This window comes from Sphingomonas kyeonggiensis, assembly GCF_014196745.1.
Classification (GTDB): Bacteria; Pseudomonadota; Alphaproteobacteria; order Sphingomonadales; family Sphingomonadaceae; genus Sphingomonas; species Sphingomonas kyeonggiensis.
Genome location: NZ_JACIEH010000002.1, coordinates 1336761 through 1362745, shown reverse-complemented (window position 1 = coordinate 1362745; position 25985 = coordinate 1336761). Strand labels below are relative to the sequence as shown.

Annotated in this window: 19 protein-coding genes and 1 pseudogene; 11 read left to right on the top strand and 9 right to left on the bottom strand. The window is 63.9% G+C overall.

Annotated features, from left to right (window positions below; all coding sequences use genetic code 11):
* Nucleotides 1-240 precede the first annotated feature (240 nt).
* The 8 genes from GGR46_RS14640 to GGR46_RS14605 all read left to right on the top strand — a co-directional run bounded on the left by GGR46_RS14640 (nt 241) and on the right by GGR46_RS14605 (nt 11617).
* On the top strand, nt 241-1656 hold the full coding sequence (locus GGR46_RS14640; RefSeq protein WP_183998659.1) for a S10 family serine carboxypeptidase-like protein: 1416 nt from the start codon (nt 241-243) through the stop codon (nt 1654-1656).
* Between the two features lie 166 nt (nt 1657-1822).
* A complete protein-coding gene (locus GGR46_RS14635) occupies nt 1823-4873 on the top strand; it encodes a TonB-dependent receptor (protein WP_183998658.1) in 3051 nt (1016 codons plus the stop codon).
* 77 nt (nt 4874-4950) lie between these two features.
* The gene (locus tag GGR46_RS14630; RefSeq protein ID WP_183998657.1) at nt 4951-6159 is read left to right on the top strand and encodes a pyridoxal phosphate-dependent aminotransferase; all 1209 of its coding nucleotides are present in this window, start codon (nt 4951-4953) and stop codon (nt 6157-6159) included.
* Between the two features lie 2 nt (nt 6160-6161).
* A complete protein-coding gene (locus tag GGR46_RS14625; protein ID WP_183998656.1) occupies nt 6162-7622 on the top strand; it encodes a S10 family serine carboxypeptidase-like protein in 1461 nt (486 codons plus the stop codon).
* Nucleotides 7619-8938 (top strand): APC family permease, encoded by a 1320-nt coding sequence (locus GGR46_RS14620; RefSeq protein ID WP_343058175.1) that lies wholly within the window; start codon nt 7619-7621, stop codon nt 8936-8938. The genes GGR46_RS14625 and GGR46_RS14620 overlap by 4 nt, the downstream gene beginning before the upstream one ends.
* Nucleotides 8939-9413: 475 nt before the next feature.
* Nucleotides 9414-10043 carry a hypothetical protein gene (locus tag GGR46_RS14615; protein WP_221262751.1) on the top strand — a complete coding sequence of 210 codons (630 nt, stop codon included), beginning with the start codon at nt 9414-9416 and terminating at the stop codon, nt 10041-10043.
* A gap of 1 nt (nt 10044) precedes the next feature.
* The gene (locus tag GGR46_RS14610; RefSeq protein WP_183998654.1) at nt 10045-10737 is read left to right on the top strand and encodes a PIN domain-containing protein; all 693 of its coding nucleotides are present in this window, start codon (nt 10045-10047) and stop codon (nt 10735-10737) included.
* A 94-nt stretch (nt 10738-10831) separates the two neighbouring features.
* The gene (locus GGR46_RS14605; RefSeq protein ID WP_183998653.1) at nt 10832-11617 is read left to right on the top strand and encodes an HNH endonuclease; all 786 of its coding nucleotides are present in this window, start codon (nt 10832-10834) and stop codon (nt 11615-11617) included.
* Nucleotides 11618-11641: 24 nt separating this feature from the next.
* On the opposite strand, the gene GGR46_RS14600 is transcribed toward GGR46_RS14605, so the two are convergent.
* Together GGR46_RS14600 and GGR46_RS14595 are read right to left on the bottom strand one after the other, a co-directional pair.
* Entirely contained in the window at nt 11642-13000 is a 1359-nt protein-coding gene (locus GGR46_RS14600; RefSeq protein ID WP_183998652.1) for an AlbA family DNA-binding domain-containing protein, read from the bottom strand.
* A gap of 51 nt (nt 13001-13051) precedes the next feature.
* On the bottom strand, nt 13052-15202 hold the full coding sequence (locus tag GGR46_RS14595; protein WP_183998651.1) for a YecA family protein: 2151 nt from the start codon (nt 15200-15202) through the stop codon (nt 13052-13054).
* Between the two features lie 240 nt (nt 15203-15442).
* On the opposite strand from GGR46_RS14595, the gene GGR46_RS14590 reads away from it, so the two are divergent.
* Entirely contained in the window at nt 15443-16216 is a 774-nt protein-coding gene (locus GGR46_RS14590; RefSeq protein ID WP_183998650.1) for a hypothetical protein, read from the top strand.
* A gap of 339 nt (nt 16217-16555) precedes the next feature.
* Here the strand turns inward: GGR46_RS14590 and GGR46_RS14585 are convergent, their stop codons facing one another.
* Both GGR46_RS14585 and GGR46_RS14580 read right to left on the bottom strand, forming a co-directional pair.
* On the bottom strand, nt 16556-16945 hold the full coding sequence (locus GGR46_RS14585; protein WP_183998649.1) for a hypothetical protein: 390 nt from the start codon (nt 16943-16945) through the stop codon (nt 16556-16558).
* Nucleotides 16946-16982: 37 nt separating this feature from the next.
* On the bottom strand, nt 16983-17786 hold the full coding sequence (locus GGR46_RS14580) for a hypothetical protein (protein WP_183998648.1): 804 nt from the start codon (nt 17784-17786) through the stop codon (nt 16983-16985).
* 137 nt (nt 17787-17923) lie between these two features.
* On the opposite strand from GGR46_RS14580, the gene GGR46_RS14575 reads away from it, so the two are divergent.
* On the top strand, nt 17924-19300 hold the full coding sequence (locus GGR46_RS14575) for a hypothetical protein (protein ID WP_183998647.1): 1377 nt from the start codon (nt 17924-17926) through the stop codon (nt 19298-19300).
* Between the two features lie 68 nt (nt 19301-19368).
* On the opposite strand, the gene GGR46_RS14570 is transcribed toward GGR46_RS14575, so the two are convergent.
* The 5 genes and pseudogenes from GGR46_RS14570 to GGR46_RS25180 all read right to left on the bottom strand — a co-directional run bounded on the left by GGR46_RS14570 (nt 19369) and on the right by GGR46_RS25180 (nt 23690).
* Nucleotides 19369-20646, bottom strand: coding sequence for a DUF6602 domain-containing protein (locus GGR46_RS14570; protein ID WP_183998646.1), 1278 nt, complete (start codon nt 20644-20646; stop codon nt 19369-19371).
* A gap of 452 nt (nt 20647-21098) precedes the next feature.
* Nucleotides 21099-22370: an RNA polymerase sigma factor gene (locus GGR46_RS14565; RefSeq protein ID WP_183998645.1), complete on the bottom strand. Its 1272-nt coding sequence runs from the start codon at nt 22368-22370 to the stop codon at nt 21099-21101.
* Between the two features lie 130 nt (nt 22371-22500).
* Nucleotides 22501-22851, bottom strand: a pseudogene (locus GGR46_RS14560) (YciI family protein); the annotation flags it as partial.
* A gap of 451 nt (nt 22852-23302) precedes the next feature.
* Nucleotides 23303-23536, bottom strand: coding sequence for a hypothetical protein (locus GGR46_RS25185; protein WP_221262750.1), 234 nt, complete (start codon nt 23534-23536; stop codon nt 23303-23305).
* 13 nt (nt 23537-23549) lie between these two features.
* Nucleotides 23550-23690, bottom strand: coding sequence for a hypothetical protein (locus GGR46_RS25180; RefSeq protein ID WP_221262749.1), 141 nt, complete (start codon nt 23688-23690; stop codon nt 23550-23552).
* A gap of 292 nt (nt 23691-23982) precedes the next feature.
* Here GGR46_RS25180 and GGR46_RS14550 point away from each other — a divergent pair, with 292 nt between their 5' ends.
* On the top strand, nt 23983-25554 hold the full coding sequence (locus GGR46_RS14550; protein WP_183998643.1) for a methyltransferase regulatory domain-containing protein: 1572 nt from the start codon (nt 23983-23985) through the stop codon (nt 25552-25554).
* Nucleotides 25555-25985: the final 431 nt, after the last annotated feature.

Here is a 25985-nt window from a genome sequence, read left to right as displayed (position 1 = left end):
GCCGATCCCGTGCTTCCCCGCAAACTCGCCATGTTGCGCATAAAAATTCCCCACGGGCCCGGATAGGATGGATCGAACCTCTCTTCGTCATCCGCGCGAAGGCGGGGATCCATAGTCGCCGAAGGCAGTGAGACACATTGCGGCCAGCCAGAATGGATCCCCGCCTTCGCGGGGATGACGGGAGTGAGAATGACGGAAGGCGTGTCCGCCAAGCGGTGGGCTTCTCGAAGGAACAAAGCGATGAAGGTTCGAGCACTGACTTGCGCGATGCTGCTGGCCGGCGGAGCGCTGATGCCGATCGCCGCCAGCGCGAAGACCTGCACCGGCGACGCGGTGGAGACGCAGCACAGCGCCCGGATCGGCGGCAAGACGCTGCGCTACATCGCCTGTGCCGGCACGCTGCCGGTGCGCAACCTGCGCGGCGAGGTGCGCGGGCGGATCTTCTACACCGCCTATCTGGTGCCCGGCGGCAAGCCACGCCCGCTCGCCTTTGTGTGGAATGGCGGCCCCGGCGCGGATTCGCGCACGCTCCAGTTCCACGCGGTCGGCCCGCGCATCCTCAAGCAGGGCAAGCTGGTGGACAATGAAGCAAGCCCGCTCGGGGTGAGCGATCTCGTGTTCGTCGACCCGGTGGGCACCGGGTTCAGCAAGGCCGACGATCCCGCCCATGCCGCCGACTTCTACGGCACCAATGCCGATATCGCCTCGGTCGCCGGCTTCGTCACCGATTTCCGTACCGCCTATCGCCGCACCGGTTCCGCGCTCTACCTCGCCGGCGAGAGCTTCGGGACGTGGCGCGCCGCCGGCGTGGCCGAGCGGCTGATCGACGCCAAGGTGCCGGTGGCCGGCATCGCGCTGATCTCGGGCGGTATCCCGTTGGGCGACCTGCCCGACCGCAACCGACTGCGCGCGCTGTCGCTGGTCAACCGCACCGCCACCGCGCTTGCGCTGCGCAAGCTGGCGCCCGAGCTGCAGGCCGACCAGCCGCGCGCGCTGGCCGAAGCGCGAAGCTGGGCCGAGAAGGTCTATGCCCCTGCCCTGGTGGCGCCCGATGCACTCTCCGCCGAGGACCGCGCCCGAGTGATCGCCGCGCTTGCCCGCTTCCAGGGGCTCGATCCCGCGACGATCGACGCCAAGACTCTGTGGGTCTCGCCGCGCGCCTTCCGCACCGGGCTGATCGCGGGCGACACGCTGGGCCTGTTCGACATGCGCAAGACCGGAGCGCCCGAGGACGACAGCTCCGATGGCCGGACCGTGCTCGACTATTATCGCACCGCGCTGAACTATCGCACCGGCAGCTATGCCGGAATCGATGCGCCGGAAAGCGATGCCGGCAGCCAGTGGCAATATGACCAGGCGCCGATCACTCCGGACTCGCTCGCCCGCGCCCGTGCCGGCGAAGGGCCGCCCAGTCCTTCCCAGCCCTGGACGCTGCGCGCGATGGAGAAGGCCCCGCGCCTGCGCGCCTGGGTGGCGACCGGCCTGTATGACTCGCTGAACAGCTGCGCCGGCAACGAAGCGGTGGCGGCGGGACTGCCCCGGGCCGTCTCCGCCCGCTTCACCCTGCGCTGCTATGCCGGCGGGCACATGATGTATGAGGATCCGCGCGAGACGCTGCGTTTCGGCAAGGATCTCGCGGCCTTCCTCCGACCCTGAGCATAAATCTTGCGCTCACCCGCCCAGACATTGCGAATTTGTTTCATATTTTTCGCTCCCGGGCGTGGCTTCGGCAAAAAATTCCGCGCCGCCCGCCTATTCTGATGCCGATCCGGGAAAGAGCCGCACAGGCCACCGGAACGCATTTCAGGGAGCAAGGGGTAGCATGACAAACACACATACCCGCATCGCGCGCCGGCTGATGGCATCGACGGCGCTGTTCACCGCCATGGCCGCGATGCCTGCACTGGCACAGCAGGCCGCGCCGCAGGACACGGGCGCAAGCGAAGCCGGCGAGCCGATCATCGTCACCGGTTCGCGCATCCGCCGCCCGGAATCGGACAATGCCGCGCCGGTCTCCGTGATCGGCCAGCAGGCAGTGATCGATCGCGGCTATACCAGCGCCGCCGACGCGCTGAACGACCTGCCCTCCAACGTTCCGGTGCTCAACCAGGCGGACGGATCGGGCGAGGCCAGCGGATCGGGCATCCAGGCGCCGAACCTGTTCGGCCTGGGTGCCGGGCGCACGCTGACCCTGGTCAATGGCCGCCGCATGGTCACCAGCAGCTCGGGCATCGGCGATCCCGGCGGCGTGGGTGACGCACAGGTCGATTCCAACATCATCCCGCTCGGCCTGCTCGAGCGCGTCGAAGTCTATCAGGGCGGCGGCGCCGCCGTATACGGCTCGGACGCGATCGCGGGCGTGGTCAACTATATCCTCAAGAGCGACTTCACCGGGCTGGTGCTCGACGGGCAGACCGGCATCTCGGGCCGCGGCGATTACGCCACCTACAGCCTGCGCGGCACCGCGGGCACCAACTTCGCCGGCGGCCGCGGCAATGTCGCGATCGATGTGGGCTGGTCCAAGTCGCCGATCCTGCGCTTCTCGGATCGCCCGCTGTCCAATCTCGGCCGCCTGACCGTGAGCAACTCGGCCGATACCGGCCCGAGCGACGGCATCCCTTCGGTGAAGGAGATCTTCAACGCCGCCTTCTGGCCGTTCAACGGCAATGGCGTGATCTTCACCCGCCCGGCGCCGCCGCCCAACTTCCTGGCGCGCAACGCCAGCGGCAGCGCGCTGCAGTTCGATTCCGCGGGCAATGTCGGCGCCTACAACACCGGCACGATCCAGGGCATTCCCTTCGCCTCGGGCGGCGACGGCTTCGCCTACCAGGAGCTGGCCGGCCTGCGCACCGGCGTGGAGCGCTACACCGCCAACCTGATCGGCCATTACGACCTGACCGATCGCATGAAGATCTCGACCGAGCTGCTGTTCGCACGCACCACCGGCAGCGAGATCCCGCAGGGCAACAGCCGCACCACGCTGAACGCCGGCACCTATGCCGGGCCGATCGCCTTCACGATCAACAACGGCTTCCTGACCGCCCAGGCCAAGGCGGCGCTGAGCGCGATCTCGCCGACCTTCGCCGCCGGCGCGCCGCTGTACCTGTCCAAGTATTTCTACGACCTGGTGCCGGACGCCACCCGCACCACCACCACCGACACCTATCGCGCACTCGTCACGCTCGACGGCGACTTCGATATCGGCGCGCGCAACTTCTACTGGTCGGTCTCGGGCAGCTATGGCCGGGTCGAGGGCAAGCAGCGCACCTGGGAAGTGATCAACAGCCGCTACAACAACGCGATCAACGCGGTGCTGAGCGGAGGCAAGGTGGTCTGCGCGATCAATGCCGATGCCATCACGACCAACGACGATGCGAGCTGCGCCCCGATCAATCCGTTCGGCCGCGGCAATGTGAGCCAGGCGGCGCGCGACTATGTGAGCACCCGCGCGGGCATGGACTGGACCAACGAGCAGGTCGACCTGCTCGCGACGCTGGGCGGATCGCTGTTCAGCCTGCCGATGGGCGATGTCGCGTTCAGCACCGCCTATGAGCATCGCGACGAGAAGGCGCGCTTCTCGCCGCTCGCCGCCAACCTGCAGGGGACCTTCGGCGACGGATCGACCCAGGTCGCCCAGTCCGGCGGCTATAACACCGACGAGCTTTCGGCCGAGCTTTCGATCCCGCTGGTCGGCAAGGGCTTTACCCTGCCGCTGGTCAAGGCGCTCGAGCTGAAGGGCGCGTTCCGCTATGTCGACAACTCGCTCGCCGGCAGCGAGAATGTGTGGGACGTCGGGCTGCGCTGGGAAGTGACCGGCGGGCTGACCCTGCGCGGCTCGCGCAGCCGCAACTTCCGCGCGCCGACGCTCACCCAGCTGCTCGCGCCGACCTCGAGCGGGCTCGGCTCGGTGGGCTTCGATCCCTGCGATGCCGACCGGATCAACAGCGGGCCCAATCCCGCGAACCGCCGGGCCAACTGCCTTGCGCTGTTCGCGGCCAACCCCGGCTATGGCGTCGATCCCGACGGCACCGGCGCGGGGCTGAGCGCGGCCCAGCGGCTCGCCCGCTTCCAGGATCCGGCCGAGAACTTCAGCATCGCGACGATCACCAGCGGCGGCAATACCGGCCTGCGCAACGAGATCTCGGACACGCTGACCTATGGCTTCGTGTTCCAGCCGCGCTTCGTGCCCGGGCTGACGATCAGCGCGGACCGCGTCCAGATCGACCTGAAGGACGGACTGTCGCCCTTCACGACCGAGGATTTCATGGCGGCCTGCTATGACGAGGCGAGCCCGGACGCGGCGGTGTGCAGCGCCTTCTCGCGCATCGCCAATCCGAGCGCGACGGCGATCGGCGGCTCGGTGCTGACCGGCACCACCACCACCTTCAACGCCGGCGTGATCAAGTATCGCGGCGAGACCTACATGATCGACTATCGCTTCGCGCTGGCCGATGTGTTCGGCGGCGGCGATATCGGCAAGCTCGGGCTGCGCGCGGTGGCGACGCACAATGCGCTGCTGACGCGGTCGGTGACCGGCACCACCTTCACGCGGACCGACGACACCTATCTCAGCCCGAAATGGGTGGGGCAGTTCAACGCGGTCTATGAGAATGGGCCGTTCCGCCTGACCTATCAGCTCGACTATCGCGGCCGCACCCGCTCGGCGGCGAACGCGACGATCGAGACGACGCCGACGCCGATGCTGGATGCCAATGTGGTCCACAGCATCTCGACGCAGTACGACCTCGGCAATTTCGCTCTGCGGGCGGGCATCGACAACTTCACCGACAAGGCACCGTCCTACCCGCAGATCGCCTATGGCGACATTCTCGGGCGGCGCTTCTTCGTCGGCGCGACCATCAAGCTCAAGTGATCCCTCGACCGCCCGGCACAGTGCCGGGCGGCACCCCATGGCTTGACCCCAGGCACGGACGGAAAACGAACCAGAACATGAACCGGCCGGAATTTACCGACCTTTCCCCCGCGGCCCTGGGCGAAGCGGATATCCCTGGCGCCGGGGCGCCGGTTGGGGAATCCTATTCGCATTGGGTGCGCCGGGTGATCCGCGCCGTCCGTTCGGAGCGCAATTTGCTGGTGAGCCTGTTCGACAGTTCCGTGCCGGAACCCTTCGACCTGCTGCGCCAGATCATCCTCGAAGGATTCTCGGAACCGATCACCTCGCGCTACACCAGCGCCTTCGCCAGCGGGAATCCCTATGTGGTGGAGCAGCTCGCCCACCGCTACCAGGTGCCGGCGGAGCAGGTGCTGTGCACGACCGGCGCGACCGGCGCGCTGTCGCTGATCTACCGCGCGATGCTGGCGCCGGGCGACCGGGTGCTGGTGGAGAATCCCGGCTTCGACCTGTTCCACAAGATCGCCGAGACCCACGGCTTCGGCGTCGACCGCTTCGAGCGGCGCGGGGACCGGTTCACTATCGACCCCGACGAGCTCGCCGCGCGGATCGACCCGCGGACCAGGCTGATCGTGCTGTCCGACCTGCACAACCCCTCCGGCATGGCGCTGGACCGCGAGCCCCTCATCGCGATCGGCAATATCGCCGAGGCGCGGGGGATCAGCGTGATCGTCGACGAGGTCTATGGCGACTATGTCGACGCGGCGCTGCGTCCCCTGCCCGCCGCCAGCCTGTCGCCCGCGCTGATCAGCGTGAGCAGCCTGACCAAGTCGCACGGGCTCAGCACGCTGCGCTGCGGCTGGATCGTCGGCGAGCCCGGGCGGATGGCGCGGATCCGGGCGCTGGCCGAGGAGATCGACTTCGGCGTCTCCAACCTCGCCCATGCCTTTGCCGCCTTGGTGCTCGAGCAGCCCAAGATGTTCGACGGCTATCGCAGCCGGATCATGTCGCGCGCGCGGCCGATCATCGAATCCTATCACCGTCACTGGCTCGACGAAGGCCTATTCGAAGGCGCCCTGCCCGATTTCGGCTGCATCGCCTTCCCCCGGCTGGTCGGCATCGAGGACAGCATCGCCTTTTCCGAATGGCTGGCGGACCGCTGCGGCGTGATCGTAGCACCTGGCGAGTATTTCGGCGCGCCGGGGCATATCCGGATCGGCTTCGCCGGGGCACCGGCGGAAGTGGATTACGGCCTGCAGGCCCTGACCGAAGGCCTGATCCGCTACCGGGAACAACAGGGAGGATGAGCATGCGGGGGAATATCAGGCGGCTGCTGGCCGGAACCGCGCTTGCCGCCGCCCTGCTGAGCGGCAACGCGGCGCTGGCACAGGTCCAGGCGCGCAGCGAGCAGGCGGTGAAGGTCGCCGGCAAGACCGTGAAGGTACAGGCCGAGGTCGGGCTGGTGCCCGTCGCCAGCAAGCCGGGCAAGCAGGACGCGACCGCCGGATACGTCTCCTATACCGGCCCGGCCCGCGCCGATCGGCCGGTGCTCTTCATCTTCAACGGCGGCCCAGGCGCCGCCTCGGCCTATCTCAACATGGGCGCGCTCGGCCCGATGCGCGCGCAGGTGCCGCAGGACCCCGCCGCGCCGCTGCCTGACCAAGCCAGTGTCTCGGCCAATCCTGCGACCCTGCTCGACCTTGCCGATCTCGTCTTCCTCGATCCGCCGGGCACCGGCTTCTCGAGCTTCGCCGAGGATGCCGATCGCAGCGTCTACCAGTCGGTAAAGGGCGATGCCGACGCCGTGGCGCAGCTCGCCCAGGCCTGGCTGGCCGCACACGGCCGCACCGGCGCGCCGCTCTACATATTGGGCGAGAGCTATGGCACGATCCGCGCAGCAGCGATGGTCGAGGCGCTGCGCCTGCGCGACCCCGCGCTGCAGGTGCGCGGCGTGCTGCTGCTCGGCCAGGCGCTCAACATGATCGAGACGTCGCAGCGGCCGGACAATGTCATCACCTATCCGATCTCGCTGCCTACCCTGGCGGCGATCGCCTGCTACCACCACAAGCGCCCCGCCGCCTGCGATCCCGCCGCGAGCGCCGCCGAGGCGACCGCGTTCGGCCCCGTCTATCTCAACGCGCTGTTCCGCGGCGCAGCGCTCGACGCCGCCACCCGCGCCGAGATCACGACGAAGCTGGAAGACCTGACCGGCATCCCGCGCGCCTATTACCTGTCGCACGACCTGCGCATCTCGAAGGAGCAGTTCCGCACCGAGCTGCTGCGCACCGAGGGCAAGGTGCTCGGCCGCTACGATGCGCGCTACACCGCGCCGCGCCCCGCCAATGCCGGCGAGATCGTCGGGCCCGACGCCTTCTCGGCAGTCTCCGACCTGTACGGCAAGGCAGTGCTCGGCGAGCTCAAGCGGATCGGCGTGGCCGACCCTTCCGCCTATAAGGTGATCGCCCGCTTCCCCGGCGACTGGGCCTATGGCGCCGGCGATTCCCCGTTCAACGACTGGCCGTTCATGGCTCAGCTCGAGAAGAACATGGCCGACAACCCCAGAATGCGGCTGTTCGTCGGCACCGGGCTGTTCGACCTGACCACCACCGTAGGAGCCGCCGATTATCTGTTCGCCCAGTCCGCGCTTCCCGCCGAGCGCTACCGGAACGCGCGCTATCCCGCCGGCCATGTCGCCTATTCGGACGATGCGAGCTGGCAGAAGCTGGTCGCCGATATCCGCGCCTTCCTGATCGCAGGCGCCGCGCAGTGAGCGAGGGCGCGGGCGACGAGAAGCTGGTCAAGGGCATCGACCTTGGCGGTGTGATCGCGATGGGGCTCGGCACCGCCGTGGGCGTCTCGATCTTCTCGGCGATCGCCCCGGCCGCCGCGATCGCGGGGCCGGCGATGCTGCTCTCGGCATTGATCGCCGCGCTGCCGATGTACCTGATCGCAGTCAGCTACGCCTTTCTCGGCTCGGCATTGCCGGTGTCCGGCGCTTCCTTCGCCTGGCCGGCGCGCTTCCTGAGCCCGAGCTGGGGCTTCTACATCGCCTGGGCGCGGATCATCGCGAACATGGGGGCGATGGTGGTGCTGTCGCTGGTGCTGGTCCGCTACGCTTCGATGCTGGTGCCGCTGCCGGTAAAGCCGACCATGTTCCTGGCGCTGCTGCTGGCATTGCTGCTCAACCTGTTCGGCGTCCATATCGCCACCCGCGCGCAGAAGATCCTACTCATCGGCATGCTGATCCTGTTCGCGATCTTCGTGATCTGGGGCGGCGCGACGGCGGTGAGTTTCGACCATTTCGAGCCGATGTTCCCTGAGGGCTGGCACGGCGTGATCGCCGCCACCCCGCTGCTGATGGGCCTGTTCTTCGGGATCGAGGCGGCGACCGAAGCGGGTGCCGAAGTCGCCAACAGCCGGCGGACCATTCCGCTTGGCATCGCGCTGTCGATCGGCTCGGCCACCCTGCTCTATCTCGCGGTCGGCTTCGTCGCGCTCGGCGTGCTCGGCGCGCCGGCATTGGGCGCGAGCCAGGCGCCGATCCTCGACGCCGCCAGGCAGTTCATGGGCCCGGTGGCGACGCCGCTGATCGTACTCGCCGCGGTGCTTTCGATCGGCAAGTCGCTCAACGCGATGTTCGCGATGTTCAGCCGCAGCCTCTATGCGATGGGCACCGCCGGCATGCTCCCAGCTGCCTTTGCCCGCGTCCATCCCCGCTGGAAGACGCCCTATGTGGCGCTGATCGCCGTCTTCGCGATCGGCTGTGTCGGCCTGTTCCTGCCGATGGAGCTGACCTTCCTGTTCCTGGCGGTGAACATCCCGAACCTGCTCAAATATGCCAGCATCTGCCTGTCCGCCGCGCGCGTGACCGAACGCCATCACGAGCTGTACGCGGCCGCCGCGTTCAAGCTGGCCCCTGGCCCTATGCTGCTGGTTTCTTATGCCGGTACGCTCTGCGCGGTGGCACTCATCTTTGTCGGCCTCGAAGCGGACTGGCGCCCCTATGCGCTATTGATCGGGTGGCTTGCGGTCGGCGGCGTTTTCCGCTGGATTGGGCGTCATCGTACCAACGCCCGCAAGCGTTAACAAATCGCTAAAATTGCTGAAGGATTGCGACGCAGCGAGTTGTAAACTTGGCAAAGTCGCCCTTCGTTCGTCCGCTATGGTGAGGGATCTTACAAGATGGTGGGTGAACTCCAAGGAACTGCCGACCGGCGCCGGCTGAACGAAGGTCTGCCTTCAGGCTTCATCTACGTCGTGCTGAATGACCGCAAATGAGGCGCATTTCTGCCCGGCGGCTTCCGCCAGCAGCAGCTAGTCGGCTCTTGGGCCGAAATCGGTCAGGCAAGTTTCTGGGCGGAACGTAGATAAGCTGCCATTCGCTCACAGTCGGGATGCTCAGGGTGAAGAGGCAACGCGCAGCTTGGTGTCACGTTCTCTACAACGGCTGGCAAAGCCATCCTTGCCCGCCCTATAGGCGAGCCAACGCAACGCCAAGTGCGGTGATCGAGCAGCTGAATCGGCAAGGAGCGACATGAGCGGAATTGACGTCTTCCAGGACATGGCGCTGACGGGGCCAGCAAGCGAACGCGCAGCACTTGCGGCCGAGCTCAGACAAAGCGCTATCGCGCCATGGGCATTCGACGAAAAAGGATCCGAGGATGCCGAGCGCAATGCGCTCGGTGACAAGGGTATCCTGATCTTCCAGCGTGATGGGGACGCAAACCTCCCCGCCGCACGGCTCGTGCTGTGGCCCAAGGGAGAGGGCTATTATGTGCCCAACATCACGCCCGCCGAGATCGGCCAGCTGACTATCGCGCAGTACAACGCGGTGCTGTCGAACTTCGCCGACGCGATCGCCAAGCCCGTCGCTCGCCGGTTTGGCTATCTCGTCAACATCACCTCGGCAGTACAGAATCTCGAGGACTGGATGTCCGAGGATGCGGCCAAGGCCCTTCGCCGCTTCTCGGCTGCCGCGAACAAGTCAACCGGGGCGAGTCATCCGATGGATGAACGCCGCTGGTTCGACTTCATCATCGCCGTTCACCGCGCCGGCGACGATGTCGGGACCGATCGGCTGGCGCGCTGGCTCCACGAAGTCGAAGGCTGGGGAGAGGAAACGGCGCACGACCTCGCAGGCGAGTTCGAACGCGGCCTCGCGCTCCTGACGCGGGAAGCCGAGACCCGCTGAGGTGCAGCCGTTTGATCCCACTGCGATCGCCGCGCTCAGCGTGCCGGTGCTGTGCATCGACACCTGCTCGTTGCTCGACATCATGCGTGACCCGACGCGCGACGGCGCGCAGGCGCGTGATCGGCTCGCAGCGATCGATATCGTCCAACGCCTGGAGAAGCTGGACCTGGTCTGCCTAGTCGCCGAACAGGTGGAAATTGAATTCGCTAGCCATGATGCTGATATCCAACTGGAGGCCACGAATGCGATTCGCAAGCTGAGAGAGCGCGTCGACCAAGCAAATCGGATCCACGCCGCCTTTCTGAGCGCGGTGAACATAGACCTGACGCATCTGGACGGCGTGGTGGCCCCGGCCCGCCAGATCATCACGCGCTGGACCAACGCCGCCCATCGCGTGCCCAGCTCGACCGCCATCTTCACCAACGCAATGGATCGCGTGAACCGAAACATCGCGCCGGCACGCAAGGGAAAGGATTCGGTCAAGGATTGTGTGGTTGTGGAGACCTATCTCACCGCCGTAGATGCCCTTCGCGCCGCCGGCATGCCGACCACCGCCGTCTTTCTTTCCTCCAACACCAAGGAATATCTGACCGACGCCAAAGTACTGACGCCCGACCTCGTCAGGGATTTCGGACGCGCAAACATGGCATATGCGCCTAACATGTCGGCGGCGAAGGCGTTTCTCGGCTTTTGAGAGCCTGGCAGCGGTCACTCTCGCCTTCACAATGTTCCAACTTCGTTCTATTCTTCCCGACCGCAAATCCTGTGTCGGGCAGGTAGGAGGAAGCATGACTTCGGCGATCCAGGACTGCATCTGGTGCAAGCGCCCTGTGAGGAAGGCGAACGTCGAGCACATCCTCCCGGATTCGCTCGGCTGTCCGCCCGACTTCGTCCTGCGCGGTTGCGTCTGCATGGCTTGCAACAACGGCCTCGGACATGTCGATCAGGCGTTGCTTCGCCAGTTCGAGATCATTGCCTTCATGCACGGTGTTCGTCGCAAGGGCGGGCGGCCGCCGGTAATCAACAATTGGGCGGCGATCCGCGGCCACTATGGCGCGACAGGGCCGGAAATCTTCATCAATGCCGGACCCCAGACGGTCGAGGCGCTGGGCAAGAATCTGCATGCTGCTTCGTCTCGAAACGGCATCCATGCCGTAACCAACGACGACTCGCGCATCGTCGGACAGGAAAGCCAGATCAGCTTCAAACAGGAATTCGGACGCGAGCCGAAGTTACGGCGGGCGATCTATAAGGTGGCGTTCGGAACGTTAGCCTTTCACCTCGGCGCCGCCGAGGCTCTGCGCGACGCCTATGATCCGGTGCGTGCCTTCGTGCGCAAGGGCCAAGGCGATTTTGACGTGCTGATGATGAGCGGCGGCGAAATGGGCGAAAGCCATTATTTCTGTCAGCCGATCATGCCCGAAGGCTGCACTATGCCGATCCTCGACATCGCGATATTTGGCGTCAGCTTCGGGCTTGATCTCGATCCCGAGCAGAAGGGGCTCGCGCAGATGCGCGAACGGCTCACGGAGCGCCAAGTCCAAAACTGGATGATCCTCCCGCGCGCCGCATAACCGTAAGCAGCCCCGCCGCGAGAGTCAGTATGAGCGCTGGCGCAGCTTGCCGATTACTTCAGTGACCAGCGACATCGGCAGGTCGAAGAAGTCGAACGCGGTATAGAAGGGCGCCAGCAAGGGTTGCACGATCTCGGCGATGTTCGGTGCGACCGCCTCGGCACTGAACGTCGCATCGAGTTCGATGACATCCTGCCGGGCGACCCGTGGATGAAGGTAGCGACCGGTGAGGCTGCGCAGATGCCGGCCGTCCATGCCGGTATAGGCGCACGACAGCCGGACACTGGCAGGACCCTCCACCATCCGCGCGGCCAGACTTTCGATGTAGAAAATCACTTCCGCGGTTGTGGCAACGGGCCATTCGATCTCGGTCCAGGTGCCGGGCTCCGGCGGAATTCCGCGTCCGCCGGCCAGATCGTCCTCCCGATAGCCCCGGAGGAAGAATCCCATTCCCTCGGGTGAGACGCGCCAGAAATCGGCGAACCCGGCGCCGTGATTCGAATAGCCTTCCTCCGTGTCGCCACCGATCCAGCACTCGACGAGCCCCTCAAACGGGTAAGGCTTGATGCCGCTGCGTGTTGGATACCAGAAGGGCGGCCAGCCACTGAGATTTACTTCCGCCGAACGCAGTGTCTCGCTGAATTGCGAACCCGGCAGGCGACGACGGCTTCCACCGAGCTCGAACGCGTACCACATGAAGCCGTGCGGGCAGCGCTCGGGGGCGCCCGCGGGCAGCGTATCACGGAGTCGCCTCCATCTTGCTTTGGAACGCTCGATCCATTCGACCAATTGATCGGGGGGCGTCGGCAATGAGGCTGCTGGTACGGCACCGGTGATCAGCGCCCGGATCTGATCGAACATCTCGTCGCGGCGATGGGCAAGGCAACGACCGAGGAGCGCGTCCCAATCCTGCGAGGTTTGGGGGGTCTCGCTGCGCGGGCCCGGCCGGCGCAGGTATATGCTGTTGTCCCGGACGATTTTGCCATTCGGGCCGCCACGCTTCGATCGGACAGGCACGCGGTGCCCGCCGGGTATCACGACCATGGGGTAGACCTGCCCGTCCGGACCGGGGCGCAGATGCACGGCACAATGAAAGGCGGGATCGGCGTAGTTATGGATGATGCCATTGAGCAGGTCGACGCCATAGCCATCCAGTGTTGCCGGTCGGCCGGGCGCCGGTATCATGCCCTCGGCGGCCTCACTCATTCCGAAGATGATGATCCCGCCGCCATGATTGGCGAGCGCGAGGGCTGCTTTCGCGAAAATAGCTTTGGCGTCCTCGTCGCTTCTGAGGTCGAGCCAGTTCTTCACCTCGACGTCGAGGCCCTCGCGCGGCTCTCCCAGAACATCGGCGAGGCGGTCGGCGATATTGTTGTTGACCATTCGATCTAGCGCTCCGACTGCTTCGCAAGTGCGCAATGGCACCGCATAACGCTAACTGCCCTGATCCGCGGCCAGGTGGCATTTCTTGTACTTCTTGCCGCTTCCGCAATGGCAAGGATCATTGCGACCCGGCCTTGGGCCAGCCAGCAGCGTCGGCATCGGGGCTGGCGCTCGAGCCCGCTGCATTTCTCTCGCCATGCGGTCGAGCTTGCTGTCGAACTTCCAGGGAAAAGCGACCTTTTTGCCGAATCGAACGCTGCCGTCAGTGGGCAAAAGCGCGAGCCCGTACCAGCTTCCCTTCCGCTGGCGATATTTGCCGAGCATCATATGGGCTTCGAGCCGTGGCTCCGCTTCGCTGCGAGGCGCGAAATTGGCGTGCACCGTCAAACCGGTATCGGCGAAGCCCAGCGAGAAGTCCGATTTCCCATTGGTGAGCGCAGAAGCGAGGACGCGATCGATTCCGCCGAGCAGCTCCTTCATCGCGTTTCCGCTGAGCTGATAAATGAGCAGCACGAGGTCGATCATCGCGCCCATCGGTTCGGCCTCGATCGCGCGGATGATAGCATCGACCCTGCGGCCCTCGGTCACGGTAAGGATGCCGTTCGGCGTCCGCTTGCCGGGTAAGCCGAAGCGCCGCGCACCCATCGCGATCTCGATGTCGGCCGCGAAGTCGTCTTCGAGCGCGACGAAATCATATTCGTCGTCGAGCCACAGGTTATATTTGATGTGGTAGGCGAGCAGCGTGATCTCGTGGTGGATATGGATCTTGCTAGACGCGCGAGCGCGCAGCTCGAGATAGCTTAAGAACCGCAGGGGACGGTCCAGCATCTCGGCCATCACGTCGAGCGTGAACACGTCGATGATGAGCGGCGCGACCACGCCATCCACATCGCGCCGAAGGAGAAACTGGTCCGCCTGGAATGCCAGTGCGGGATAATGGTCAGCGACAAGGCATACCGGGAATATCTGGGATACGGCGGGAATGGAGAGCTCGTCCCCCTCGGCCGTCACGAACCGGAGCGTCGGGTCGCGCAGCGCGACCGCGCAATCCATCGCCTGATCATAGGCGTCCTGTACCGCCGCCTTGAAGTCGCCGCGGATTTGCAGGTCGTTCCCGCGCCGCGCCTCGAGCGTCAGCCGCTTCGACTTTGCCTGGAGCACGATTGCCCGATCGCCGAACAGCATCAGCACGTCGATCTCACCGAGCCGGTCTCCCTTGCCGCGCTCGATGTTCACGCCCTGATAAACGCGCGCCTCGCCGAATACCGCGCCGAGGCGATCGAGCGCGAACGCTTCAGTATACTGGCCTCGATGCTTGAGCGCCGTCGCCGCATAGGTCTTGTCCGCGCCTAGCCAGTAGAAAGGCGATTCGTACAGCGCCTCGGCGAGGGCGTTGAAATGGAAGAGCAGGAAGCGTTCGCTGTCGATGGTGAGGATGGGCGAACCGTTGACGGCGTTGAAGTCGTGCAGCGCCTTAAAGCTCGAATTGCCATGCTCGCGCGGGAAGGCGAAGGCATTGACGCAGGCCGCGATCGTCTCAGCGGACAGCGTCGAGCGAGCCGCGAGGTCGTCTACGGTGAAGACAAAGGCGCCAAGCACACGAGGGTCGTCGAGCGGCGTGGCACCTGCCTTAAACGCGGCGCCCAGCCTCTCGTTCTGCAATTCGCCGATCACCTTAGCGACGACGATCATGTCGTTGATCGAGGCGCCCCGGTTTGCGATCAGCCAGTTGTCGTCGGCGGCATATTTCCTCGCCGCGAAATCGCAGTTCTGAAACGCAAAGGCAGCCTCGCCGCCATAGAAGATCGGTTCGCGCATCGCGTCGCCGCCTTGCCACGGGTTCACCGGAACGCTGGCTTCCATGGCTGCCCGAATTTCCTCGAACCAAGGGCGGCTCATGCTCATATGCAACTCCGAGAGCAGCGCTTCGGTCCGCTCCACCAGCGCTGCTGAGTGTGCGGGCGGCGGGGCATCGAAGTCCGGGTCGAATCGGACCAAGAGACCGATGAGCGTGAACATCTCCGTTCGGATCAGACGGGAGCGCGAATAAAGATGCGACAAATCTTCCGCGCGGATCTCGTCGCTGTACCAAGTGAAATTATCCCGCGTGCAAAATCCAGCGATGACGTGAGCGTATCCAGGCTCGGCCGCCATTTTGGCCAAGTCTTCGAATATCTCGTCCTCTCGCCGCGGCGTTCCCATTCGCCGTATTTAGTCTAGAGTGAACGCAACGGAATACACAAAAGGGGCGGCGCGCCTGGAGCTTTCGTCGGCCCAGCGCGCGAGCGGTTAGATCGGAATGGCTGAACGAAGGGCAGCTTCTGGGTTTGCCTTGGCTCGCGCGGAACGTCCGACATGAGGGAGCATCCCCGCCTCTGACTTCCACTGTTACTCTAGTCAAAGTGGCTCAAAGCGTTTGAGAGAAGAAGGAAACGGTCGACTATGACACTCATCCTCGCGTGGCTGTCAGGCGACAATCTATGCGTTATCGCAGATACGCGGTTGAGCGCTGGGCAGCGAGTTAGCGTGGACGCCGCCCCCAAAATATACGCGGTTCCGGTTGTGCTGCATTCACCGAGCTTCGCTGACGGGCCGCGACGGGACCCGGCGATGGGCTTCGCCTTTGCCGGCCACACTGCGGCGGGTCATATGACCAACGCGCTTGCGACAGCTGGTCTACAAGCGCTCTGGAGTAAGGATACCCCCACGCCGCCGACGGTCGGCCAAGAGGAAATCCGAGCGCATTATCCGACTGACCTCGCAACCTTTGAGGGCCTCGTTTTCGGCTGGGAGGGAGATGGCCCGCTCGCTTATACTTTCGAGATCACTTGGGCGGAGGGACCGACGGCCGTTGCGAACGCCGAGCTAATGGATTTCGCCAAATTTGGCCTGTACGCAATCGGGCAAGGGCATCGCGTCGCGCAAGAGCATATCGACAGTGAATGGAAAGCAGGACGGAAAGCCACAGGCTACAGCGCTTTGCAGGCAGTGATCACCAACGACAGCCATCACTCAGTCGGTGGCAGTGTGCAATGCGCGATTACCACCAAACACGGCGTGGAACTCAAACCAGTTCTTCAAGTGGATGAAACGGGTCGGGCGGTGGGTGGCTTCATGGGCGCCGGCGGAAGCCACCTGGGCCCGATCGGTGACCTTGTTCCGTTCGGCAGCGGGCCGGTTATAATACATCCTCGGCCAAAGCATCACGCGGGGTAGGTCACAGTTACTTGGGTGGCGGCCTCACCGCTACCCCGCAGCACGACCATCAGCGCAACTGACGATGACGAGCTAATGGCTGCTTTCGAGAGAATGAACTCCCATGCGCTACGTCTGATATTGGGGCGCATTTCTGCCCGGCAGCTTTCGCCAGCAGCAGCCAGTCGGCTCTTGGGCCGATTGCGGACTGGCGGCTTGCAGCGTCAGGTCGGCCAAAAGCTGACATAATCCAGCTGGGTCCTAGCCAGCATCCCCTCAGCGTCGGCAACCGTAGCTACGTGGCCCAACGTCTATCGCGTCGGCCGCGCGACATGGTGAAGCAAGGCATAGGACCGGATGCTAGATGCAGATGAGCGGCAACGCGGCGAGGACGATTCCCACGATTGCGAGAGCGAGCCCGATCACCGCGATCCAAGCGGGGATGGACACGGCGGGATCGGGCGAGCGCACATACCATCGAAGTAAGCCCCAGAGCCCGACCTTGCGCAGCGAGAAATCGAGTTCGCCGCCCTTGGCGACGCCTAGGCGCTCGCGGATGTCGTAGGGCATGAAGATCGCGTCGTCGCGATCATGGCCGAGCAGCAGGACATCCAGTCCCCTGCTATTGGCATTGTTGGTCAGCCGCGCAACACCATAGCGTTCGACCCCGGCGCGATGGCGGATATTAAGGCGCACCAGCCAGCGGCCGGCTTCGCTCGCCTGTGGTCCTTCGACACTAAGTTTGGGCATCCTGGTTCCTCCCAATCCATAAACTCAGCCGTAACCCTCAGCGGTGATAAGATTCCAGGAGCCGGGCCTCGTCGATCAACGCTGCGTCCGTGATCCAGTCGGACGGTATTCCCTCATAGAAGATCAGCCCGAAATCCACATGCTGCGTTCCCGGATCGAGAGCGGGATCGTGCAGCCAATTGGCCCAGAACTGCAGGACGTGACGGATTAGGCCGGGCATTTCGCCATTGCGGAGCCATCGCTCGGCGAGATCGAGCGCGCGGTCTCCAGGCACTTCGACGGTAAACAGCACAGGCGACCGGCCCTCCTGCAAAAGCGCTCTCGCGCCCTTACCGAGCAGTTCGACCGCGACGGCCTGATCAAATTCCGATCCCTCCACGAGATAGTGATTGAAGGCGGTGAGCAATGCGCCGCGGGAGATCGTCAAATGGGCCTGTCCTTGCCGCCGCCCGAATTGGCCGTCGCCAAAGTCGCGAATCGCGGCGTCGAGTCCGATGCTGGCTTGCGCCCAACCCGGATGGCGCGAGAGTATCTGCGCGAGTTGGCCTTTGCGTGTACCAGGATCGAGTGCCCTCAGTCCAGCAGTCCGGACGGAGGCGATCTCCTCCGGTGAGAGCCGCGAGCCATGATAAGCGACGATCATTTGGCCGCGCAGCCATTCGCGCGTTGCATCGATAAGGGCGTTGCGCTCGACCTCCTCGAGAATGATGTCGAGCGCATCCTCGAGCCACTCGATCGGTCCTGCTGCGACGCGTTTGCGCAACCGGTCGGACATTAGCGTATCGAGCGCGGCGGACAGCCGCGGCGCCCATTCGCCGATAGTGTCGAAATCGAACTTCATCAGCCTCGTCTCCCCGGTGAAGTAGCGCGATATCGACACGTCGCATTGCCGTCTAACATATCGGAAAAACGCACCGAAGATGAAGGCACGGACCGTTCCTGATTGTCGGCACATCGATATTGGTGTCACATCTACCCATGAACTCCAGGCTTGATACAAGCGGCTATGATCGTCTCTTCGCGCTCGACACGCAGATGATCTTCGAAGCGCGTCCGCTGACCCAGATCGACTGGTCGACGATCTCGAATGGACCGATCCTGCTCCTGGTGCTTCCTCAGGTGAGCGCCGAGGTCGATGCGCGCAAACGCGATGGACGGCTTGGGCAGCGCGCGCGCGACCTCAATCGGCTCCTCGAACCTTCGATCGAAAGCGGTGGCGCGGCAATGCTGGCGGAAGAGCCGGTCCGGATCGACATTGCCTATGTCCCGGCGGGACGTGTCGACTGGGAGCGTCTCGAGGATCTGGAGCGCGACAATGGCGACGATCGGATCGTGGCACAGGCGATGCACGCGCTGGTCGACGATCCGGCCCGTGTCGAGGTGATGAGCTTCGACAGCCGGCCGAGAGCGGCGGCGCGCCGGCACGGCTTGAAGGCGATCAAGCCGGACGAGAGCTGGCTGCTCGCCCCCGAGCCGTCACCGACCGATCGGCGGGTCGCCGAACTCGAACAGCGCGTACGGCTGCTACAGACGAGCGAGCCCCAGTTGCGCATCGGGGTCCGCATGCTGCACGAGCCCCCGCTTGTCCGCTTTCGCCTGGCACCGCTTCCCGCCGAGACCGTCGACCCCGTGACGCGGATGATCCTCGCCAAGCACCCGCGCCAACATACAGGCGGGTTCATGGCGCATGGGCTGCACACCAACAGCCATTATGACGAGGACTATGACGACTATGCGGCGGCGCTGAAGGCGATCGATGTGCCCAACATCCATCTCGGAGTGGCGCGTCAGTTCTCGCAATATGGTTTCGAGGTCACCATCGAGAATGTCGGCGTCCTGGCTGCCGAGCATGTCACCGTCGAGCTGCGCTCGGGGAATGCCGTGCTGCATGACGGGCCGTACGTCGTCGACGTCTTCGGACCGCCGCCGCCGTCCACGCAGAGCGACTTTCTGACCAATATCCCACGCCTGTCGCACAACCTGGCGCGAACCGACCGCACGAGTTTCGGTATCGAGGAGTCTGAGGATCCCGATGTTCAGGTCGAATATCGTTGCCAGGATTTCCGGCATGGCCGCGTCCAGACGCTCACCGCGGTGATCGAGCCGCTCGAGCGTACCGGCGAAGCCGCACATATCGAGGTGCGAGTGACCGCCGGCAATATGCGCGGCGATGTGGTCGAGCGGCTTATCGTTCCGGTGACCGATCAGGAGCGCCCGCTCGGCGAGGTGATCGACCTCGACAATCTGCAATTCCGCGAAGCGCCGCCAATCCGCGATTTGCTGCTGCCGCTGCTGCAGAGCGATGACAGCGACGAAATCGGGCGGTTCCGTAATGACGGAAGCCGCCGAGAATAGCGCTCGGCTTTAATCTGCATTGGCGAAGAGGGCCGTTTCGTATCGCTCCCCGCTCTCGCCTGAGATCCCTAACGCTTGCGCTTGTCGAGTTCGCGCGTCAGCCACGGCGACAGGCGATCGGCATCCGTGGTCGAAAAGCCCACACCGCTGGGCATGAATCCGGTGAACACAGTCCCGCCGTCGATCATGCGCACGGTGTGCTCGTCGACCCAGGCGAGCATCCGGCGCGCCACCATGTCCGCGATCAGGGCGTCCGGATCGATGCCTTCCTTTGTAACAAAGCCGCGGAATTCCGCATCCCGCACGTCGATCGATCCGAGGCGGGCGAGCTGGAGCTGGATGACCATCTCGCAGGTATCGACGGCTTCGGGATCCCAGCTCGGTCCCGCAGCCGCCGCCATCTCCTTCCTGCTGAGCGGATAATAGTTATAGGCCCAGCCGAGCGTCTCGCCGTCGCGGTCCAACCGCGCGTCGAGAAAGGGCGCGAGCCGCTCCAGCTCAAGATCATCATCGACGGGAAAGATGTCCCCGAACCGGTCTCCCAGCTTGGTCCAGAGCAGTTCGATCAACAGCCGGAGCGGATTTTCTGGATTGGAGACCAAGAGGTGCCACCAGCCGTCGTGCAAGGGCGCGACATAGGGATGTCCGTCCATCTTGAGGATTGAGTTGGAGCCCGCGACGATCAGATTGGGCATCGATGATGCCCCGAACCCGGCGGCGAGGCCTCCCTGGTCCTGCAGATACCCCAGTAGTCCCTTTCGCAGGCCATGCTCGTCGACATAGCCATGATAGCCCAGGATCACCCGTACGGGGGCGAGCTGCTCCGCCAGCATCGTATGAAAGATGTAGTTCAGTTCGTCCGGAAGCGCATCGACGGCCTCGATCGATCGGGGATAGTGGCCAGTCGTCTTGGCGAAGGCGCGAAAGCTCGGGCCGGCGACGACCTTCACCCCGTTCTGGACATGGGCTTCCGACATGCGCTTGACGGTCCGCAGCTTCTCGAAGGCGTCGGCCAGATCACCGGCGTATAGCGTCTTCTTTACCTCGAACACGGCAATGACGTCGGCGATCGGCCAGACGAAGTTGCTGGTATAGGGTATCTGTCGCCCTTCGCCGGTGACGACCATGGCGTCGATCTGCGGACTGAGTGTACTGTCCACGCCTTCGATGAATCCGTCGACAACGCGGACGTCGAGTTCACCCGGGATTGCGCGATCAAGGATGTCGCGGGCGAGCCCCTCATACATCGCGCCGATGGTCGGGCCGTGCTTGACAGGTTCCTCGTCAAGCTCGGCGGCTTCCTTCACCATGAGCTCGCGCAGTAGGTCGGCGATGGTCTTGATCATGCAAACTCTGACCTTTTTTTGGGTTCCATTCGACGGGATCGCGTCCGAACTGCGGTTTGGCCACCGCCAAGGCGGTCACTGTCAAGAGATCGGCTTGCGAAACATCATGTTGGATAGCCGCCAAAACGCCGTCAACCCGGCGGCGCAGGATGATAATCCCATCCTCCCATCCCCAATACGCCCAAGGCAGCGCGGCCAACTGCTAGCTCCCGTCGAGAACATGTCGCACAGGAGAAGTGCTCGAAAGCAGCTGTTCCGCCTTCCACCGACCGCATCTATCAACGCCTTCGAACGGACGGCCGCTTTCAAGGTCATCTTATGGCCAGACGAATGGCCGACATTGGGGCGCATTTCCGCCTGTCAGCTTATGGCAGTACCTGCCCGGCCGCTCCTGGTGCGAAAGTGCTCTGGTAGCTTTCGGGGAGGCGGTTGGCTGAAGCTGTCATTCCCGATCAGTTCGACTGAGCAACGCAAGTCGCAGCACGCGCAAGCAGGAAGGACCGCTCACTGACGTTCTGCGTTAGATTCGCGGCGACCTCGAACTGGATTTTCGCCTCCGCGATCCGGCCTGCGCGGAACAAAAAATCACCGCGCGCAGCCGACAGCGGCGCATAGCCGCGAAGCGCGTCGAGGCCAGCAATCGAACCGATCATGTCGAGGCCCGCGTCTGGGCCATAGGCCATGCTATGCGCCACGGCGCGATTTAGGTCGATGATGGGAGACGGGATGACTTCACGGAGCCGGTCATAGATCGAGGCGATACGTCTCCAATCTGTATCGTCTGCTATCGGCGCCCGGGCATGGCAGGCTGCTATCGCCGCTTGCAGTGCATACGGGCCGTCAGCGCCATGCAGGGCCTCCGCCCGGTGAAGGGCGGCAAAACCTCGTTGGATCAAAAAGCGATCCCAGCGGGCGCGGCTTTGCTCCGTCAGCGGGATCAGGGAGCCATCGGGCTTTGTTCGTGCCGACAGGCGGGACGCCTGAATTTCCATCAGGGCCAGCAACCCGAAAGCTTCCGGCTCGTCCGGCATCAGCCCGGCGAGGATACGGCCCAATCTTTGGGCTTCGGCGCACAGCCTCGGCCGAATGCGATCGGTGCCAGCGGTCGCCGCATAGCCTTCGTTGAAGATGAGATAGATGACCTCCAGCACGGACGCGAGGCGCGCGGTGCGATCGGCGCCGCGAGGAACCTCGAAAGCGAGGCCCGCTTTGCCGATCGTCCGCTTGGCGCGAACGATCCGTTGCGCGATGGCCGTTTCATTCGAGACGAAGGCCCGCGCGATCTCGCCAACCGTCAGGCCGCCCACGAGGCGCAGCGTCAGCGCCGCGCGCGCATCGGCCGGGAGAATGGGGTGGCAGGCCGTGAAGATCAGCCCCAGCAGCTCGTCGCCAATATCGTCGGCCATGGCGACTTCGATCCGTTCGAGCGAATGGTCAGGCTCATTGTCCAGTTCGCGGGCAATCTCGGCGTGCTTCCGCTCGCGCATAGTGTCGCGACGGAACCCGTCGATCGCGCGACGCTTCGCCGTTGCCATCAGCCATGCGGCAGGATTGTTCGGCACTCCCGCTTTCGGCCATTCGGACAATGCCGTGACCAGCGCTTCCTGCGCCAGTTCCTCCGCCCGATCGAAATCGCGAACCAGGCGGGCAAGCCCGGCAATGAGCTTCGCCCGCTCGATTCTGAAAACCGCTTCGATCGCGCGGCGCGTCGTCTCGTCCGCCATGAGCGCATCTTGGTCAAACGGAGAGGCGACACAAGTGGAAGTTATGCCGGCTAGCGGTTCACTGGCCAGCGAGTGTGTCGCGCGAACGCTGGTGAATCTCGGCGACTTCAGTCGTCATGTTGTCGCCGAAATCTTCCATCCCGTAGACGGGGCGAAGCTCCAGCTCGCTCGGGCCGGTCATGGGATTGGGACAGCGCTGGGCCCAGGCGATCGCCTCGTCCATGTCCTTCACTTCCCAGACCCAATAACCGGCAACCAGCTCGCGGGTTTCCGCAAAGGGCCCGTCGATCACGGAGCGATTGGAGCCGTCGAACGCGATGCGCTTCGCCTGCGACGTGGGCTTGAGGCCATCGCCGCCCACCATCACGCCGGCATTGACCAGTTCCTCATTGTATTTGCCCATCGCTTCCAGCAAATCGGTCGAGGGGAGAACACCCTGCTCGCTGTCCGCTGTCGCCTTCACGAAAACCACTACCCGCATGTCAAATCTCCTCGTCCGTAGAGCGCATCAATCGCCCTCCTGATGGTACGTCGAACGGGCTTGAGCGGAATCGACACGACTCAAAAGATATTTCTTAAACCTCGGATGAGCGTCCGGTCCTGGGCTTCCCCAGCGAAGCGCCCAATGGCCAGGTTTTGGGCCGGTTGCGGTCAGGCGGCTTTTGGTACCAGGTCCTAGAAAGCTGTCATCAAGCGATCAACCTCTCGACTGTCAATCGAGCAGCTGAACTTACCCAAAGCTGACAGTCCGCTTTCAGTCCGGCGATCTCGATTGCTGCCATTCGCCGCTGGCTCCGCCCGAACGGCAGCTCACACCCCAATTATCGCCGTCCAGCCAGTTGGCCCTGATCCCGAATCCCTTCATCCGGATGTGCCATGCGCGTGACCTGGAAAGCCTTCATCCCATCCCATGCGACAGGGACGTGCAGCGATCACCGCCCCAAACCTAGCTGTCGCGCGGCGGCGGCGGCAGTGTCTTCCGGTTTGGTGTTGAAGGCGATCGCCGCGCCCGGTGCAGCGTGATGGACGATGTTCACAACCGCCTCGAACAACGCCAGGCTTTTGGGCGGGAGCCGGAGCCCGGCGCCGATCACGACGCAGTCATACACCTCGGCCTTCAGTTGCCGTTCTAGCATGGCGCGTCCGGCGTCATCGGGCGTGATCATGCAGGTAGCGCCTTTACCATCCGCGTTCGGCGATCTTGTCGACCGCGACGGCGATACCGGCGTTGATCTTGGCGGCGTCGAAGCCCGGCGGCAGCGCCGGATCGGAGAAATCGACGGTTCCGGGCTTCTGGCCGACGAACAGGATACGGGTCATATCGTGTATCCGTTCAAAGGTGAGGATGGGTAATGCTCATTCGGCTCGGCGCGCGGACAGAAATCTCGCGAGCGGGCCGAGAGGGTTTCGCGTGGAGGGGGTCCTATCATGGGCCGTCACTGCCAGGGCGAGGCCGAAGAACGCCAGCTCGAGCCGGCCGGTCGATAGGATCAGGCACGTTTTCCGGGCCTTTCGGCATGGACGTCTTGCAGGGAGTCCCCATGGTCAGTCTGCGGGATTGTCACAGCGCGCTCGCCGCCATGGCCCCCGCGCCAATAGGAGGTCGTCGGCAATGGACTGGGCAGAAGGCTATTTCACGGGCCTTGACTACACTTTCGGCTACTATCGCGAACTCAATCCGGCCATGTTGCGCATCGCCTGTCTCGCGGCGGGAGTCGTGCCTCCCTATTCCGAAAGCCCGACCTATCTGGAACTTGGCTTCGGACAGGGTGTCTCGCTCAACGTGCACGCCGCAGCATCCGAAGGAGAATTCTGGGGAACCGACCTGAATCCTGGGCAGGTGGCACATGCGTCCGGGCTGGCAGATGTTTCGGGCGCCGAGCTATCCTTATTCGACGAATCATTCGAAGAGTTCGCCCGGCGAAGCGACATCCCCTTATTCGATGTCATCGTCCTGCACGGTGTCTGGAGCTGGATAAGTGAGCACAACCAATCCATCATCACCGAGCTTGTCCGCAAGCGGCTCAGACCAGGCGGCATTCTCTTCATAAGCTACAATTGCCAACCCGGATGGGCACCGCAAATGCCCCTGCGCCATCTAATGACGCAATCTATAAGGTCCACAGGTACCGAAAGCGTAGGACCGATCGCCAGAATTGATGACGCTTTGCGGTACGTACGCAGGGTCGCGAACTCTGGCGCCCAATATTTCGAAATGAACCCGTCGCTTGCTGTCCACATCGAGAATATGGACAGTCGCAGTAGAAACTATCTGTCGCACGAATATCTCAACAGAGATTGGCACAACGTATTTTTCTCGGACGTAGCGGACAGGCTGAGCGGAGCGAAGCTCTCGTTCACCACTTCCGCTCGCCTTCTAGACAATCTGGAAAACCAAGGCATGCATCCCTCCGCACGCCGAATTCTAGAGGAAGCCGGCCATCCGGTCTTCCGGGAGACCGTGCGCGACTTCATCGTCAATCAACGATTCCGCATGGACATATTTTCGAAGGGCACGCGGCGGCTGACGGCACTGGAGTGGCGGCATAGCTGGCTCGCGGAGTCCTTCATGCTCACGACCCCCGCGCCCCTCATTGCCTACATCCATCAGGCGCCCATGGGGGAACTCGAACTGGATGAGCGTACCTATGCTCCGCTCATCGCGTTCCTCGCTTCCGATGGCTATGCGCCCAAGAGCGTCGCCGAGATCTGCGAAACCCCTGCTATGGCCTCCGCAGAGCTGCGCGACGTGCTGAGCGCGCTGCTAACGCTTACCGGCCTAGGCCATGCGCAGCCCGCTCGTGCTCCGACCGCCCGCGTGCGGCGGCAAACAGAGGCGCTCAATCTGCATCTCTGCCAACGGGCGATTTCCGCAGATCAGCTGCCGGCCCTCGCGTCGCCCGTACTGGCTGGAGGTGTACTGGTATCACAGGAGCAACAGATGATTCTCTTGGCGAAGCTGGCCGGCATGGACACGCCCGCCGACCAGGCATTCTACCTCCACAGCATTTTCGAGGCGAACGGCGGCGATCTGCGGAGGGACGGCGAGAGCATTTCCAAGGGCGAAGAAGCGCTGGAGCACTTTAGAGCCAGCGCGGCAAAGTTCCAAAGTAACGGTCATGCCGAGCTTTTCGCCGCATTGGAGGTCATACCGCCAAGGCCGCCGAGCTTGGCAGCCGCCTGAGCTGCGGAAAGGCCGGAGACGCGGGCCGCAGTTGGCTGTATTCTTTGGGAGCGGAATACGCTGAGGCGGCCCTGGCAAATCGACGGCACCATGCTGGTTGGCACCTGGTTCTGTGAGCTGCTATGCTCGGCGCATTCCGCTCACTCCTCGCGACATATTGGCCTGGAGTTCTTCATGCCGGACGCGGTAACCGATGCTGCCCCGGGGCGGGCGGCTACTATTCTTCAGTGCGGCTTCGCTACGCTACGAGTGGCGGCTCCGTTTTCGGTGAGACCGGCGCGTCTTTCGTCAATAGAAGATACATCGCATCCCGGGCTTGGTCGCATCTATGCGAAGCAATTGCCGCGAAAACCGCAAGATGGTCGCTTAGGTTCTCGCGGGTCGACCAGCCCCACGGCATTCGCAGCGCCGGCTCGATGACTTCGCCGCCA